General features: G+C 65.0%; 13 protein-coding genes. 5 read left to right on the top strand and 8 right to left on the bottom strand.

Going from position 1 to position 15,288, the window contains the following annotated elements:
- Positions 1–19: 19 nt before the first annotated feature.
- From GL300_RS16565 to GL300_RS16540, 6 genes are all read right to left on the bottom strand, one after another.
- The gene (locus GL300_RS16565; protein ID WP_155040767.1) at positions 20–1,813 is read right to left on the bottom strand and encodes an ABC transporter ATP-binding protein; all 1,794 of its coding nucleotides are present in this window, start codon (positions 1,811–1,813) and stop codon (positions 20–22) included.
- Between the two features lies 1 nt (position 1,814).
- The gene (locus GL300_RS16560; RefSeq protein WP_155040766.1) at positions 1,815–2,669 is read right to left on the bottom strand and encodes an ABC transporter permease; all 855 of its coding nucleotides are present in this window, start codon (positions 2,667–2,669) and stop codon (positions 1,815–1,817) included.
- On the bottom strand, positions 2,666–3,616 hold the full coding sequence (locus tag GL300_RS16555; RefSeq protein WP_155040765.1) for an ABC transporter permease: 951 nt from the start codon (positions 3,614–3,616) through the stop codon (positions 2,666–2,668). The genes GL300_RS16560 and GL300_RS16555 overlap by 4 nt, the downstream gene beginning before the upstream one ends.
- A 6-nt stretch (positions 3,617–3,622) precedes the next feature.
- Entirely contained in the window at positions 3,623–5,134 is a 1,512-nt protein-coding gene (locus GL300_RS16550) for an ABC transporter substrate-binding protein (RefSeq protein WP_155040764.1), read from the bottom strand.
- A 48-nt stretch (positions 5,135–5,182) separates the two neighbouring features.
- Positions 5,183–6,664 carry a M81 family metallopeptidase gene (locus tag GL300_RS16545; RefSeq protein WP_155040763.1) on the bottom strand — a complete coding sequence of 494 codons (1,482 nt, stop codon included), beginning with the start codon at positions 6,662–6,664 and terminating at the stop codon, positions 5,183–5,185.
- 322 nt (positions 6,665–6,986) lie between these two features.
- Positions 6,987–8,102, bottom strand: coding sequence for a D-TA family PLP-dependent enzyme (locus tag GL300_RS16540; protein ID WP_246195219.1), 1,116 nt, complete (start codon positions 8,100–8,102; stop codon positions 6,987–6,989).
- Positions 8,103–8,204: 102 nt separating this feature from the next.
- On the opposite strand from GL300_RS16540, the gene GL300_RS16535 reads away from it, so the two are divergent.
- From GL300_RS16535 to GL300_RS16515, 5 genes are all read left to right on the top strand, one after another.
- Entirely contained in the window at positions 8,205–9,068 is an 864-nt protein-coding gene (locus tag GL300_RS16535) for a MurR/RpiR family transcriptional regulator (protein WP_155040762.1), read from the top strand.
- Positions 9,069–9,234: 166 nt separating this feature from the next.
- Positions 9,235–10,035: a MetQ/NlpA family ABC transporter substrate-binding protein gene (locus GL300_RS16530; protein ID WP_155040761.1), complete on the top strand. Its 801-nt coding sequence runs from the start codon at positions 9,235–9,237 to the stop codon at positions 10,033–10,035.
- 30 nt (positions 10,036–10,065) lie between these two features.
- Positions 10,066–10,863, top strand: a complete 798-nt coding sequence (locus tag GL300_RS16525; protein ID WP_155040760.1) for a MetQ/NlpA family ABC transporter substrate-binding protein — start codon at positions 10,066–10,068, stop codon at positions 10,861–10,863.
- On the top strand, positions 10,863–11,972 hold the full coding sequence (locus GL300_RS16520; protein WP_155040759.1) for a methionine ABC transporter ATP-binding protein: 1,110 nt from the start codon (positions 10,863–10,865) through the stop codon (positions 11,970–11,972). The genes GL300_RS16525 and GL300_RS16520 overlap by 1 nt, the downstream gene beginning before the upstream one ends.
- Positions 11,950–12,606: a methionine ABC transporter permease gene (locus GL300_RS16515; protein WP_211595139.1), complete on the top strand. Its 657-nt coding sequence runs from the start codon at positions 11,950–11,952 to the stop codon at positions 12,604–12,606. The genes GL300_RS16520 and GL300_RS16515 overlap by 23 nt, the downstream gene beginning before the upstream one ends.
- A gap of 72 nt (positions 12,607–12,678) precedes the next feature.
- Here the strand turns inward: GL300_RS16515 and GL300_RS16510 are convergent, their stop codons facing one another.
- Positions 12,679–14,067 (bottom strand): LLM class flavin-dependent oxidoreductase, encoded by a 1,389-nt coding sequence (locus tag GL300_RS16510; RefSeq protein WP_211595136.1) that lies wholly within the window; start codon positions 14,065–14,067, stop codon positions 12,679–12,681.
- 14 nt (positions 14,068–14,081) lie between these two features.
- The gene (locus GL300_RS16505) at positions 14,082–15,287 is read right to left on the bottom strand and encodes an SfnB family sulfur acquisition oxidoreductase (protein WP_155040758.1); all 1,206 of its coding nucleotides are present in this window, start codon (positions 15,285–15,287) and stop codon (positions 14,082–14,084) included.
- Position 15,288 lies beyond the last annotated feature (1 nt).

Below are 15,288 nucleotides of genomic sequence, written 5' to 3'. Positions count from 1 at the left end.
CATTCTCCTTCTTGATGGGTCAGGCCGCGGCCTCGTCCATGACGAAATGGCCGGGGGTGATTTCGCGGTAGCGCCGCTTGGGCGGCACATAATCCAGCGGGCGGATCGGGCTGCGCGGCTCGACTGCTGGCGGCGCGGGCCGGGTTCCGCGCTGCGCCGGGTCGGGCACCGGCACGGCTGCGATCAGGCGGCGCGTATAGGGATGCTGGGCATTGCCGAATATAGCGGCGCGTGGGCCGATCTCGACGATCTCGCCGAAATACATCACGGCGACGCGGTGGCTGATGCGCTCCACCACCGACATGTCATGCGAGATGAACAGATAGGCCAGCCCGCGCTGCGCCTGCAGGTCCATCAGCAGGTTCGAGACCTGCGCCTTGACCGACACATCCAGCGCCGAGACCGCCTCATCCGCGACGATGAATTGCGGGTCCAGCGCCAGCGCCCGCGCGATCGAGATCCTCTGACGCTGCCCGCCCGAAAACTCATGCGGAAAGCGCGTTGCCATGTCGGGCGACAGGCCGACCTGTTCCAGCAACTGGCTGACGCGTTCCCTTGCGGCGGGTTTCGGCAGCAGGCCATGGGTCAGGATCGGCTCAAGGATCGCCGCGCCGACGCTGATGCGCGGATTGAGCGAGGCGAAAGGGTCCTGAAAGATCATCTGGGCCGAGCGGCGCAGCGCGCGCAGTTCGGCGGGGCGCGCTTTCGCGACATTCTGCCCGCCGACCAGAATTTCACCGGCGCTGGGGGTGTTCAGCCGCATGATCGCCCGGCCCGTGGTCGATTTCCCGCAGCCGGATTCGCCGACCAGCGCCAGGGTCTCGCCCGGATGCAGGTCGAAGGACACATCCTCGACCGCATGGACACGACCTTGCGGCAGGTCGAAACGGATCGACAGGTTCGAGACCTTGACGACGGGTTGCGTGGCCGAAGGGGGCGGGGGCAGCTGCGCGCCCTCGGTCGCCACGCCCGTCGCTGCATCGACCTGCGGAAAACGCCGGGGGGTGACGGAACCGGCCATCGCCCCCAGCCGCGGGATCGAGGCCAGCAGCGCCCGCGTATAGGGCTGGCCCGGCGCGGCGAATAGCTGCGGCGTATCCCCGGTCTCGATCATGTCGCCGCGATACATGACGACGGTGCGGTCGGCGACCTCGGCCACCACGCCCATGTCATGGGTGATGAACAGCACGGCCATGTTTTCCTCGCGCTGCAATTCGGCGATCAGCGACAGGATTTCGGCCTGAATGGTTACGTCCAGCGCCGTCGTCGGCTCATCCGCGATCAGCAGGCGCGGCTTGCAGGCCAAGGCCATGGCGATCATCACCCGCTGCCGCATGCCCCCGGAAAACTTGTGCGGGTATTCGTGCAGCCGGGTCCCGGCCGAGGGAATGCGGACGCGCTCCATCAGGCGCAGGGCCTCGGCCTCGGCCTGCTTCCACGACATGTCGCGATGCAGGACCAGCGCCTCGGCCAATTGGTTGCCGATGGTGAAAACCGGGTTCAGCGAGGTCATCGGCTCTTGAAAGATCATCCCGATCCGGCCACCGCGCACGGCCCGCATCTGGTGTTCCGGCAGGGTCAGCAGGTCGCGCCCTTCCAGCAGGATGCGCCCGGTCGAGCGCGCCTTGTCCTTGGGCAGCAGCCGCATGGCCGAAAGCGCGGTGACGCTTTTGCCTGATCCGGATTCGCCGACCACGGCCAGCGTCTCGCCGGCATGGATGTCGAAGCTGATGTCGCGCACCACCTCGCGCCAGCCTTCCGAGGTGCGAAAGGCGGTGGTCAGGTTCTGGACGGACAGGATGGGTTCGTTCATCTCAACGCTCCTTGGTCAGGCGCGGATCGACCAGATCGCGCAGCCCGTCGCCCAACAGTTGCAGCGACAGCACCGAGGCCACGATGGCAAGGCCGGGAAACACCATCAGCCAGGGCGCGCTGTTCATGTATTCCCGTCCCGAGGCCAGCATCGTCCCCCAGGTCGGCATGTCGGTCGAAACACCAACGCCAAGAAAGGACAGGCTGGCCTCGGCCAGCATTGCCGAGGCAAAGACGAAGGTGGCCTGCACCAGAATGGGCGAGGCGAGGTTCAGCAGCAGGTGCCGCACCAGCACCTGCCATGTCGGCAGGCCCAAGGTGATCGCGGCCTCGATATAGGGCATCTCGCGCAGGACCAGCGTCGAGCCGCGCACGATGCGCGCCAGACGCGGCGCATAGGTAATGCCAAGCGCGATGATCACCGTGGTCAGCGACGGACCCAGTGCCGCGACCAGCGCAATCGCCAGCAGGATGTCCGGGAATGACATCATCGCATCCAGCAGCCGTGAGATCGGCGCGTCGAGCGATTTGAAGAAGCCCGCCGCGACGCCAAGGATCACCCCCAGCACCGTCGACAGCGCGACCACGCCAAGGCTGACCATCAGCGACACTCGCCCGGCAAAGATCGCGCGGGACAGGATGTCGCGGCCGAATTCATCGGTCCCGAACGGATGCAGCAGCGACGGCGATTGCAGCTTGTTCGCGATGGACAGCTTGTTCGGGGCATAGGGCGCGACCAGCGGCGCCAGCAGCGCGGCCATGACGACCAGCACCAGAATGGCGGCCCCCATCAGCACGGCGGGATTGCGCAGAAGCTGGCGCGAACCGGCAAGGAAGGATGCGGCGGCGGCGCTCATAGCCGCACCCGCGGATCAACAAGGATGTATAGCATATCGACGACGAAGTTGATCAGCACATAGATGGCGGCGACCACCAGCAGCGTGCCCTGAATGACGGGATAGTCGCGGCGCAACACGGCCGAGACGACGAGATTGCCGATGCCGGGCAGGCCAAACACGGTTTCGGTCACCACCGCACCTGCGACCAGCATGGCGACCGACAGGCCGATGACGGTGATGATCGGGACCAGCGCGTTGCGCAGCGCATGTTTCAGCACCACGCGCCTTTCGGTCGCGCCCTTGGCCCGTGCGGTGCGCACATAATCGTCGCCCAGCACGTCCAGCATCGCGGCGCGGGTAAAGCGGGTGATCAGCGCCGAGTTCACCACGCCAAGCGCCACCGCCGGCAGGACCAGATGTTGCAGCCGCTCAAAAAAGCCGCTGTCCGGCCCGCCATAGCCCGAGGCCGGAAACAGCCCCATGCTGACCGCAAAGACCTGGATCAGCATCAGCCCCAGCCAGAAGCTGGGCACGCTGGAGGCGATCATGGTCAGCGTCACGACGATCTGGTCAAAGACCGTCCCGCGCTTCACCGCCGACAGTACCCCCACCGGCAAGGCGATGGCGCAGGCGATCAGGATGGAAAACAGCGTCAGGAAGAAAGTCGGCTCGGCGCGGGCCAACAGCGCCTGACCGACCGATTGGCCCAGAAAGATCGACTGGCCCAGATCGCCGCGCAGCAGGCCCAGCATGAACTGGCCGTATTGCACGATCAGCGGCGCATCCAGTCCCATCCGGCTGCGCAGATCGGCGATGTCCTGCGGCGTGGCGTCCGATCCCAGCATCACGGCGGCAGGATCGCCCGGCGTCACCCGGACGATGACGAAAACCACGGTGGCGACGATGACCAGCACAAGTGCCATGCCCGCCAGTCGCCCCAGCATGGCGCGAACGATCCTGTTCATTCCGCCTTACTCCTTCGGGGTCACGTTCCAGAAATGCGGCCAATAGGTCGGCACGTAATCCGGAATGCCCTTGGCGATGCCGCTGAGCCCGTTGAAATTGCCGACCTTGAACAGCGGCGCGTCGTCATAGATGACGCTCTGGACGCCTTCCCATGCCTTTGCCTTCTCGTCGTCGCTGGTCGAGGCCAGATAGGTCGAGACCGCCTGCGCCTTCTGATCCGAGACATACCAGCCCGGATAGCTGTCGGTGATCGTGTTGATGGTGCTGGGATCGCCGGGGAAGTTCGAATGGGTGATGAAGATGTCCCATTGTGCCGGATCGGCGCGGCGGGTGGTCAGCGTCGCCCAGTCCACCACCTGCAGATCGACCTTGAAGCCCGCGGCCTCAAGATAGGCCTTGGCGACTTCGCCGATCTTGTAGTGGAATTCGTATTGGCGGCTGGTCAGGATGCGCAGCGGCGTGCCGTCATAGCCCGCCTGCTCCAGCAGTTTAGCCGCGCCTTCGGGGTCGCCCTCGCCATAGCGGGTGACGCCGGATGCGGTATGCCACAGGAAGCCTTCGGGGAAGATCGAGCCATCGACGCTGAAGAAGCGATCATCCGAGAACGCCGCCAGCATCATGTCCGACGGGTTCAGCGCCAGTTGCACCGCCTGCCGCAGCTCCTTGCTGGTCAGCAGCCCCTGCTTCATGTTCATGTTCATCGAGGTCCAGCCCTGGTTCTGGAAGATCACCGGGGCGGCCTTGTCGCTGGCCTCGACGCGGTCATAGGCGCTGACCGGCAGCGAGTCGGCAAAGTCGAACTGCCCCGAGATCAGCCCCTCGACCCGCGTGTTCGCATCGGGCACGGGGACGAAGCGGATTTCCTTGGCGATGGCCTGACGCTTGCCGGCGTAGTTGCTGGGCTCGCCCTCGGGCGAGACATAGCCGTCAAAGCGGACAAGCTGGGTATACTGGTCGGGGCGGCGCTCTTTCAGGGCATAGGGTCCGGTGCCGACGAATTCGGTCAGCTCATCCGCGATCTTTTCCGAAGGCAGGATGATCGAGGCCTGCGACAGCGTGGCCAGCAGCGGCGCATAGCGCGACTTCAGCTTGATGACGACCGCATCCGGGCCGTCGGCGCTCAGGCTGTCCACGACCTCGGACACCTGCTTGCCCTTGGAGTTCACCTTCATCCAGCGGGTCAGCGAGGCCACGACATCGGCGGAATCGAAGGCCGAGCCATCATGGAAGGTCACGCCCTGCCGCAGCGGGATGCGGTAGGTCAGCCCGTCCGCCGACAGCTCCGGCATGCCTGCGGCCAGCAACGGTACCGATTTCCATTGCGCGTCATAGGTATAGAGCGTCTCGAAGATATGTTGGTCGATGGTCAGCACGATATCGGTCGGCGTCTGCATCGCGTCCAGCGTCGGCGGCTCTCCGATGGTGGCGACGGTCAGGATGCCGTCTGCGGCCTGCGCCATGCTGGCCTGCGCCGCCAGCGCGGCAAGGCAACCGGCAAGGAAAGTGGTCTTGGTCATGTTCTTCCTCCTGTTGATGCGGCCCTTTTCGGGTCCTGCGGGATCGGGTCAGGGATCAAGTCCCAGCGGATCAGCCACGCGCGGCCACAGCCCAAGGCTGGCCTTGCGATAGGGCGTCTCGGCCGGGTTGGTGGGGTATGAGGTCGGCGCCGCGACATAGACGATCTCGGAGCTGATCGGGGCGAAACCGGCGTAGAAATGGTTTGTCGATTTCACCAGCAGATAGTCCTTGGCGGCGAAGTCGATGCCCAGATTGGTAAAGATGTCAGGCTCATAGGTCTGGGTGCGGCTGCTGATCAGGATGATGTCGGTTTCTGTCCCGACAGGCCTGATCACGGCGGCGCGGCCCAGCGTGACGCGGCTGTTGCGAAAGCTTTGCCAGCCTTCGTCCACAGTGCGCATGACGGTCACCCGCAGGTCCAGGGGCTCGCCCCCCAGGCCCGAGGACTTGCCGCCGATACGCAGGTCAAGCTCGGCCCCGGTCCCGGCGGCATGGCAGAACCAGACCGCGATCGGGTCCCAGACCGTCGCCACCGCCAGCCGGTCCATGCCGCGATCCAGCATCCGGCGCAGGATATGGGTGGCATCGCCCGCGACGCCGCCACCGGGATTGTCCCAGACATCGGCAATGACCACCGGCAGCGCCGTTTGCGCGGCGCGCAGCAGCGTGGCGCGGCCCAGCCCGGATTCCGTGTCGAACATCGGCATCGCGGTCTGGCGGCGCATGGCATAAAGCTCATGCCCCAGCTGGCGGGCCAGGGCGTCGCCCGCCGCCTTGTCGCCATCGGTGACGACGACGATGCGGGTGCCCATCTCGGGGACATCGCCCGCCATGAAGCCGTGGATCACCGAGACGGACAGTACGCCGCCCTGTGCCTGCAGCGCCTTGATCCGGTCGACAAATGACCGCATCGGCTCGCGGCTGGTCGGATAGATGGTAATCATCCGGCAATCAAAGGTCGATATCACCGGGCGCACCTGACCGCGCAGCGCCTGCAAGGACAGGTCCACGACATGTTCGCCGCGTTCCTCGAAATCCGTATGCGGAAATTCAAGGAAGGTCGCCATCAGGTCCAGATTGCGCACCCTTTTCGCGGTCAGGTGGCTGTGGGGATCGAATTCGGCCGAGATCAGCACCTCGGGCCCGACCAAGGCGCGGACGCGCTCCAGCAGGTCGCCTTCGGGATCGTCATAGCCCTGCGCCACCATTGCGCCATGCAGGCCAAGGATGACGCCATTGACCGGCAGGGCGGCGGCCAGCTCGGACAGGATCTGGTCGCGCAGCGTCTCATAGGTCTGGCGCTGGATCAGCCCGGCCGGTTCCGCCCAGCACGACGTGCCCTCGATCACGGTGAAGCCCTCGGCGCGGCCCCGGCGGCGCAGGATCGGCACGACCGAGGAGCACAGCGTCGGCGTCTCGGGATGCGCGCCCGGAGGGGCGTAGAACGCCTCATGGAAGGCCTGCATATCCGTCGGGACGGGCGAGAAGGTGTTGGTTTCCGTGGCGAGGGACGCCGTGAAAATCTTCATCGACCGGCCCCCGTGATGCAGGGGGCCGAAGGGGCAAGTCGAAGCATGTGAGCCGCTATTTGGTAATTAATTTTCACGATTAATCGCGAATCTGCGGCTTCAGTCAAGAAATTTGCCGCATGGCTATGGCTGTTGTGAAATGAAATTTCACGCCTTGTGAAAATCAGTGAACGTGATTTTCACGCAATACGGCTGAAAATCCGGCATTTTCTGCGGTTGCCGCCCGCTGTTCACGGCCATCACGAAAATCCGTCATGAAAAAGGCGGGGCGGATTTCATCCGTCCCGCCGAAATTTTTTCACCGCCTGTAATGCGCTGCGGCCTACCAGACCGTGCCGCGTGCCGCGACGTCCAGCACGCGGGTCACTTTCCCGTCGCGGTGAAAGACCACGCGGTCGAAAAGGTTGGTCACGACGCAGGTATGGTTCGGCACGATTCGCACCTGTTCGCCCACTTGCGGGAAATCGGCATCGCCGAACTCGACCACGCCATGCTCCTCGGACAGCGAGGTGATGCGGGCATCCTCATGCCCCTCGATCCGGCCGAAATCGGCAAAGCCCAGCAGGTCCGAGGTCAGCGCCTTGGACCCCGAATCCAGCACTGCCCGTCCCGGCGCGGGGCGCGAGACGACGGTGGCCAGCACATGCATGGCCAGATCATCCGGCCCGCAATGCCCGGCGCGCAGCATGGCGCGGTCATTGTAGATATAGGTCCCCGAGCGATGCTCGGTGGCCGAGGGCACCTCATGCGCCTTGAACAGATCCGGCGATCCGCCATTCGAGCGCACCGGGCAGGGAATGCCTTGCTGCGCCAGCAGGTCCATGGTCGCGGACAGGAAGGACTCGACCACGGCGGCACCGCCGACAGCTGGATAGGTCAGCAGACCCATGAATTGCAGCCCCGGCGCGGCGGCGATGCGCGCGGCCAGCGCGGCGGCGGCCTGAGGCGTCTGCACGCCGCAGCGTTTGCCGCCAGTGTCGCATTCGACCAGAACCTGCAGCGGACGCGCGGCGTCGAATGTCGCGGCCAGTCCGTCGATGGTGGCCTCGTTATCCGTCGTGACCCGCAGTCCCGAGATGCTGTCGTTCAGCGCCCGCAGCCGCGCCAGCCGGGCGGGGCCAAGGATATTGTAGGTGATCAGGATGTCCTCGATCCCGGCATCGGCAAAGATCTCGGCCTCGGTGATCTTCTGGCAGTTGATCCCGACCGCGCCCGCCGCCAATTGCTGCAAGGCCAGCGCCGGGATCTTGTGCGTTTTGACATGTGGGCGGAAATCCTTGCCGCAATCGGTGAAATACGCCTGCGCGCTTGCGATGTTCCGCTCCATCCGGGCTTCGTCGATCACCGGCATCGGGGTCGGGATCTGGGACAGCGGGGTGCCGGGTTCTGGCCAGGGAAAGCTCATCTTGTCGGTCCTGAGATGAATGGGTCTGTTCATGATTTTCACATTCATCTGCGTCTGACCACCTGATTCCTGCAAATCCAGTTGACCAAGGCATCACTGAGAAATTAATTTTCACGAAACAACAGGAGGGCCGCGATGGACCTGTACCATGTCCTGACCGATGATGAGGGCAGGTTGTCCGCGATGGACCGCAAGCTGGCGCAGTTTGTCCTACAGGATGTGGATTTCGTCACCGGCTCGTCGATCAGCGAATTGGCCGAGCGGGCGGGGGTTTCACCGCCCAGCGTCACCCGCTTCTGTCGTCATGTCGGGTGCAGCGGGTTTTCGGATTTCAAGGTGCAACTGGCCCGCATGACCTATGTCGGCCTGCGCTATCTGCGCCCGGAAGTGCCGACCTCGGCCCCCGAGGAAGTGGCAGAAGATATCATCACCAAGGCGCAGAACGCCTTGTTCCAATTGCACAAGCAGCTTGATCCGGCGCGCCTGAACGAGGCCGCGCATCTGCTGCGTGGCGCCGGGTTCATTCTGGCCTTCGGGTCGGGAGGGAATTCCTCGATGATCTCGAACGAATTGCAGAACCGGCTGTTCCGGCTGGGCTGCAACATCCACAGCTCGAACGACCGGGCGATGGACCTGATGCTGTCCGCCGCCGCGACCGAGGGCACGGTGGCGATCGTGTCGTCCATGACCGGGCGCGACATGGATCTGGTTCGCTGTCTTGAACTGATGCGGGCGCGCGGCGTGCCGACGATTGCCCTGACGCAAAGCGGGTCGCCGGTAGCTGCGGCGGCGGGGCTGACCATCCCGATCGATCTGGCCGAGGGGCGCAATATCTTTCGTCCCACCTCGACGCGCTACGCCTATCTGGCGGTGGTCGATATACTGGCCAATCTGGTCGCCTATGCCGACCGGCCTCGCGCCATGGCCGTCCTGCGGCGGATCAAGGAAGAACTGGTCCGCAGCCGCGATGGCGACGACCGGCAATTGCTGGGCGACTGAACCGGCCGCCTGGCCGGGATGAAACAGGCTGCGCGACTGGATCGCGCGCCCGAGAATTTTCGCCTCTTTTCGCGAATGTCTTTGGAATGGCTCCGCCGCCGCATCGCGGCATAATAACGACAACATAAGTCGTGTATTATGCGCCCATCCGGGCAGGAGAATGGACATGGACAAAAGGGCCAACTGGCTGGCGGCGCTGTTGCTGGCATTGGCGACGCCCGCACTGGGCGCGGTCAAGATCGGGGTCACGCCCGGCGCGCTGGCGGATTCTATTCAGGTCGCGGCACTGGAGGCGCGCGAGGCCGGGCTTCAGGTCGAGGTGGTCGAATTCAGCGACTGGACCACGCCGAACCTTGCGCTGGAAAACGGCGATCTGGACCTGAACTACTTCCAGCATCAGGCTTTTCTGGACAATGCCATCCGCGAAACCGGCTATGATCTGAAGCCTGTCGCCTTGGGCATCCTGCCCAATATCGGGCTTTACTCGGAAAAATTCCAAAGCCTCGAACAGATTCCCGATGGCGCGCGTGTGGCGGTGGCCAGCGATCCGGTCAATCAGGGCCGGGGCCTGTCGCTGCTGGCGACGGCGGGCCTGATCGCGCTCAAGCCCGACACCGGCTGGAAGGCCACGCTGGATGACGTGACCGACAACCCCAAGCACCTGAAATTCGTTGAAATCGAAGGGCCGCAACTGGTCCGCGCGATTTCCGATGTCGATCTGGCGCAGGGCTATCCGAACCATTTCGTCAATGCCGGACGCGGCGATTTCGCCAGCAAGGCGCTGCTTTATTCCGGCACCGCCGACCGCCATTTCGCCATCCGCTTCGTCACCCGCGACGACAATGCCGCCAATCCCGAGATCGCGGAATTCATCAAGCTCTACCAGACCTCGCCCAAGGTCCGCGCGCAGATCGACGCCTCGAACGCGCATAACCCGAAACTTTATTCGCTGCCCTGGCTGGACTGAGCCGGGCCGACCCAATCCAAGGAGACGACCATGAAACTTGCCATGCTGACGCTGGCCGCGACGCTGTCGCTGACCGGGCTTGCCGCCGCCGATCCGCTGAAAATCGGCGTGGTGCCCGGCGCCTACGGTGATGCCGTCGAGGTCGCCGCGACCGAGGCCAAAGGCAAAGGCCTTGAGGTCGAGGTGGTCGAATTCAGCGACTGGACCACGCCCAACGTGGCGCTGGCCGCAGGCGATATCGACCTGAACTTCTTCCAGCACCGCCCCTTCCTTGAGAATGCCGAAAAGGAACGCGGCTATGATTTCGACGTGGTCGGGCAGGGGATTCTGGCCAATCTGGGGCTTTATTCGCTCAAGCACAAAAGCCTTGATGACATCCCCGAGGGCGGCAGCGTCGCCATCGCCAATGACCCGGTGAACCAGGGCCGGGGCCTGCTGCTGCTGGAAAAGGCCGGGCTGGTCAAGCTGCGCGAGGGCGTGGGCTTCCTTGGCACGCTGGATGACATCACCGAGAACCCCAAGAAGCTGACCTTCACCGAGGTCGAGGGCCCGCAACTGGTCCGTATCACCGGCGACGTGGATCTGGCGCAGGGTTATCCGCATTTCATCGTCGCCTCGGGGGCCTTCGATCCGAGCTCGGGACTGGTCTATTCCGGCATTGAGGACAAGCAATTCGCGGTCAGCTTCGTCGCGCGCACGGAAAACAAGGATGATCCGCGCATCAAGCAGTTCATCGACCTGTTCCATGAATCCAAGGCGGTCAAGGATCAGGTCCACAAATCCTTCGCCGACAGCGACAAGCTGTATATCCTCGCGTGGCAAAGCTGATGGCAGGGGCATCTGCGATCCTGCCTCGCGGCGCGGTGGGGGCAATCCCCGCCGCGGCCGAGGCCGTCCGCACGGCCGGAACCGTGCGGCTGGAGGGGTTGGGCAAGACCTATCGCTCTGCCGCCGGAGAGGTTCAGGCCCTGCAAGGCATCGATCTGGACATTCGTGCGGGCGAGATTTTCGGCATCATCGGCCGTTCCGGCGCGGGCAAGTCCAGCCTGCTGCGCGTGATCAACCGGCTGGAGCAGCCGACATCGGGCCGGGTGCTGGTTGACGGGCAGGACATTGCCGGCATCAATGAGGCCGGGCTGGTCGCCCTGCGTCGCCGCGTGGGGATGATCTTCCAGCATTTCAACCTGCTTTCCGCCAAGACCGTGCGCGAGAATGTGGCGCTGCCTTTGCGCGTCGCCGGCGTTCCGACGGCGGAAATCGCGCAAAGGGTCGATCAGGCGCTGGAACTGGTCGGGCTGACCGGCAAGGGCGGGACCTATCCCTCGCGTCTGTCGGGCGGCCAGAAGCAGCGCGTGGGCATCGCCCGCGCCTTGGTCAGCCGCCCCGAGATCCTGCTATGCGATGAGGCGACCTCGGCGCTTGACCCGGAAACCACCGGCGCGATCCTGCGGCTGCTCAAGGACATCAACCGCCGTCTTGGCCTGACCGTGGTCCTGATCACCCATGAAATGAGCGTCATCCGCGAGATCTGCGACCGCGTCGTCGTGCTGGAACGCGGCGAGCTGGCCGAACAGGGTCCGGTCTGGCAGGTCTTTGGCGCGCCCCGCCACGCCGCCACCCGCGCGCTGCTGCAGCCCCTGCAGCATAGCTTGCCCGAGGATCTGGCCGACCGCTTGCGCGACAACCCCCGCGATCCGCAGGACCAGATGCTGGTCGAGCTGGGCTTTGCGGGTAAGGCCGTGCCGGATCTGGCGCGGCTGGCCGCGATTGTCGGGCCGGGACCGTTGCGGTTGGTCCTGTCGCAGATCGACCGCATTCAGGGCCACGCCATCGGCCAGCTGGTGCTGGCACTGGCCCCTTCCGCCCCGCTTGAGCAACTGGCCGGGCTTGCCGACAGTACAAGGATCATCGGATATGTTGACAGCGCAGATGGTTGACCGCCTGCAGCAGGCGTTCTGGGACACGGCTCTGATGGTCGGGGTCTCGGCCGGGATCGCAGTGGCGCTGGGGATCCCGCTGGCGGTGTTTCTGGTCACCTCGGGTCCGGGTGGCTTCTTTCCCGCGCCGCGTCTGAACCGGTTGGTGGGCATGGTGGTCAACGGCTTTCGCGCCGTGCCCTTCATCGTGCTGCTGGTGGCGCTGATCCCCTTTACCCGACTGGTCGCCGGCACGACCATCGGGGTCTGGGCGGCAATCGTGCCGCTGGCGGTCTCGGCCACGCCCTTTTTCGCCCGCATCGCTGAAGTATCGCTGCGCGAGGTCGATCCGGGACTGGTCGAGGCCGCCCAATCCATCGGTTGCCGCCGCTGGGACATCGTCCGCCATGTGCTGCTGCCCGAGGCCTTGCCCGGTATCATCGGCGGTTTCACCATCACCGTGGTCTCGATGATCGGGGCCTCGGCCATGGCCGGGGCGGTGGGCGCGGGTGGTCTGGGCGATGTCGCGATCCGCTACGGCTACCAGCGTTTCGACACCACGGTGATGCTGGTGGTGATTGCGATCCTGATCCTGCTGGTCTCGGTCGTACAGTTTTCCGGAGATTATGCCGTGCGCAGGCTGAAGGCGCGCTAAGCGGTCGGACGGACCGCAAAAGCCCCGGCGGGTCGATCCCGCCGGGGCTTTTCGCTTGCCTCATCGCTGCCATTACTCGGCTGCGGCCAGCGCCCCGCCGGGACGGAACTCATGTGCGGCATGGCGTGCGGGCAGGCGGTCGCCCTGGCCAAAGATCTTGTGGCGCAGCGTGCCCGGTGCGTATTCGGTCTTGAAGCTGCCGCGCGACTGCAGTTCCGGCACGACCAGATCGGCGAAATCCTCATAGGTTTCGGGTGTCGCCAGCCGGGTCAGGTTAAAGCCGTCGATCTCGCCCTCGCGCATCCAGTCCTCCAGCTCATCCGCGACCTCGGCGGGCGTGCCCACCGCCAGCGGATAGCGTCCGCCAAGCGCCAGCTGGTCCAGCAGGTTGCGCTTGGTCCAGCCCCGGCTTTCCGCCAGCTGCGTTGCCGACTGGATCGAGTTGGTCGGGCCATAGGGGATGCGCTCATCCAGCCCGTAGCGCGAGAAATCGATGCCGGTCGAGGCGGCGAAATGCACCAGCCCGGCCTCGGGGCTGGAATGCGCCTTGTATTCGGCCAGCTTCTCGCGCGCGGCAGCCGCGCTGCGGTCGGTCACGACATTGATGCCGATGATGACGCGCACGTCGCCGGGATCGCGCCCTGCCGCCGCCACCGCCTCGCGGATGCTGCGCGCGGCCTTGCGTGCCAGCTCTTTTTCCGGGGCCGAGATAAAGACGCATTCCGCATGGCGCGCCGCGAACAGCTTGCCGCGCCCCGAGGTGCCCGCCTGAAACAGGACCGGCACCCGCTGCGGCGACGGCTCGGACAGATGCCAGCCCTCGACATTGTAGAAGCGCCCGCGGTGGGTCACCTTTCGCACCTTGGCCGGATCGGCATAGATGCGCGCCGCCCGGTCGCGGATCACCGCGTCCTCATCCCAGGATCCTTCCAGCAGCTTGTAAAGCACGTCCAGATATTCATCCGCCTGATCATAGCGCAGATCATGGCTGGCCTGTCCGTCCTGTCCCACCGCGCGGGCGGCGCTGTCCAGATAGCCTGTGACGATGTTCCAGCCGATCCGCCCGTCGGTCAGGTGATCCAGCGTCGAAAGCCGGCGCGCGAATGTATAGGGCGCCTCCTGATTGACATTCACGGTGACGCCAAAGCCCAGATGCTTGGTCACCGCCGCCATGGCCGAGACCAGCAGCACCGGGTCGTTCACCGGCAATTGCACCGACTCGCGCAGGGTGACATCGACCCCGCTGCCATAGATGTCATAGGTACCAAGGATGTCCGCCAGGAACAGCCCGTCGAACAGCCCGCGTTCCAGCGTTTTTGCCAGATCGGTCCAATAGTCCAGCCTTGTGTAATCCTGCGAGCGGTCGCGCGGATGCGTCCATTGCCCGTGGTTGATATGGCCGACGCAATTCATGTTGAAGGCGTTGACGATGATCTGCTTGCCCAGTTTCTGATGTGCCATCAGATCGCTCCTTGTCAGATTGCGCCATGCCGGGGCGGGTTGATGCCGTTCAGGCTGTGATTGCCGATGGCGTGGTATTTCCAGCGCACCGGGTCATGCAGTGTATGGGTCCGGACATTGCGCCAATGACGGTCCAGATTGTCGGCAGCCAGAGTGGCCGAGGTCCCGGTCAACTCGAACAGTTTCGAGGCCGCCAGCAGCCCGGCCGCCGTGGTCAGGGCACGCGCCGCCGCCACCGCCAGCGATGCCTGAGCCACGGTGAATTCGGTGGTGTCGGCGATGGCCTCATCAACCGCACGTCCGGCGCGGTTTACCAGCGCCTCGGCGGCGCGCAAGCGGACCGAGACCTCGCCCACGCCCGCGATCAGCAGCGGATCGTCGGCGGCGCGCTCGACGCCTGCATCGATCCAGGGCCGGGTGCGCTCGCGGATAAAGGGCAGCGTGGCCGCAAAGGCCCCCTTGCCGATGCCCAGATCGATCGCCGCATGCAGGATCTGCGCCAAGGGACCGATCGGCGTCGGGTTCTCGAAGCTCGACTGGAAGGGGATCACCCATTCCGGCCTGACCTCGACCCGGTCGAAGCTGACCGAGCCCGAACCCGTCACCCGCTGGCCGAATCCGTCCCAATCGTCGGTAATGGCGACGCCCTCGGCCCCGTGCGGGACGAAGACGATCTGCTGGCGGTCCTCGTCATCGACCACGAGGGTCGGGATCCAATGCGCAAAGATTGCCCCGGTGCAGTAGAATTTCTGGCCAGTGACGAACAGCCGCTCGCCATCCCGCGACAGCCGGGTGCGGCGCTTGAAGTCCCGCGCGCCGATCTCGGCCAGAGCATTGCCGAAGCGGTAGCCCGACAGCGCCAGCGCATAGAATTGCGCCTGCTGTTCGGGGGTGCCGCCGCTGCGCAGCACCTCCAGCGCATAGAAATGGTTCTGCGGGATCTGCGACAGCGATCCATCCGCCGCGCCGATGATCGCGATCACCTGCGCCAGCGTCACCACCGAGACGCCCGCCCCGCCATGTTCGCGCGGCACGGTGATCCCCCACAGCCCCGAGGCGGAAAAGCGTTCCAGTTGTTCCCATGGCAGGATGCGGTCCCGGTCGCGGTCGGACGCACCAAGGGCGAATTCCGCGGCCAGCGCATGTGCGGTCTCGATCGCTTCGGCATCGCTGGCGATCACGTGGACGGTGGCGGGCGGGGGGGCGATACGGATCGTCATG

Source organism: Paracoccus litorisediminis (assembly GCF_009711205.1).
GTDB lineage: Bacteria > Pseudomonadota > Alphaproteobacteria > Rhodobacterales > Rhodobacteraceae > Paracoccus > Paracoccus litorisediminis.
Note: the sequence above shows the minus strand (reverse complement) of the source record. Positions and strands in the feature narration are given on the sequence as shown.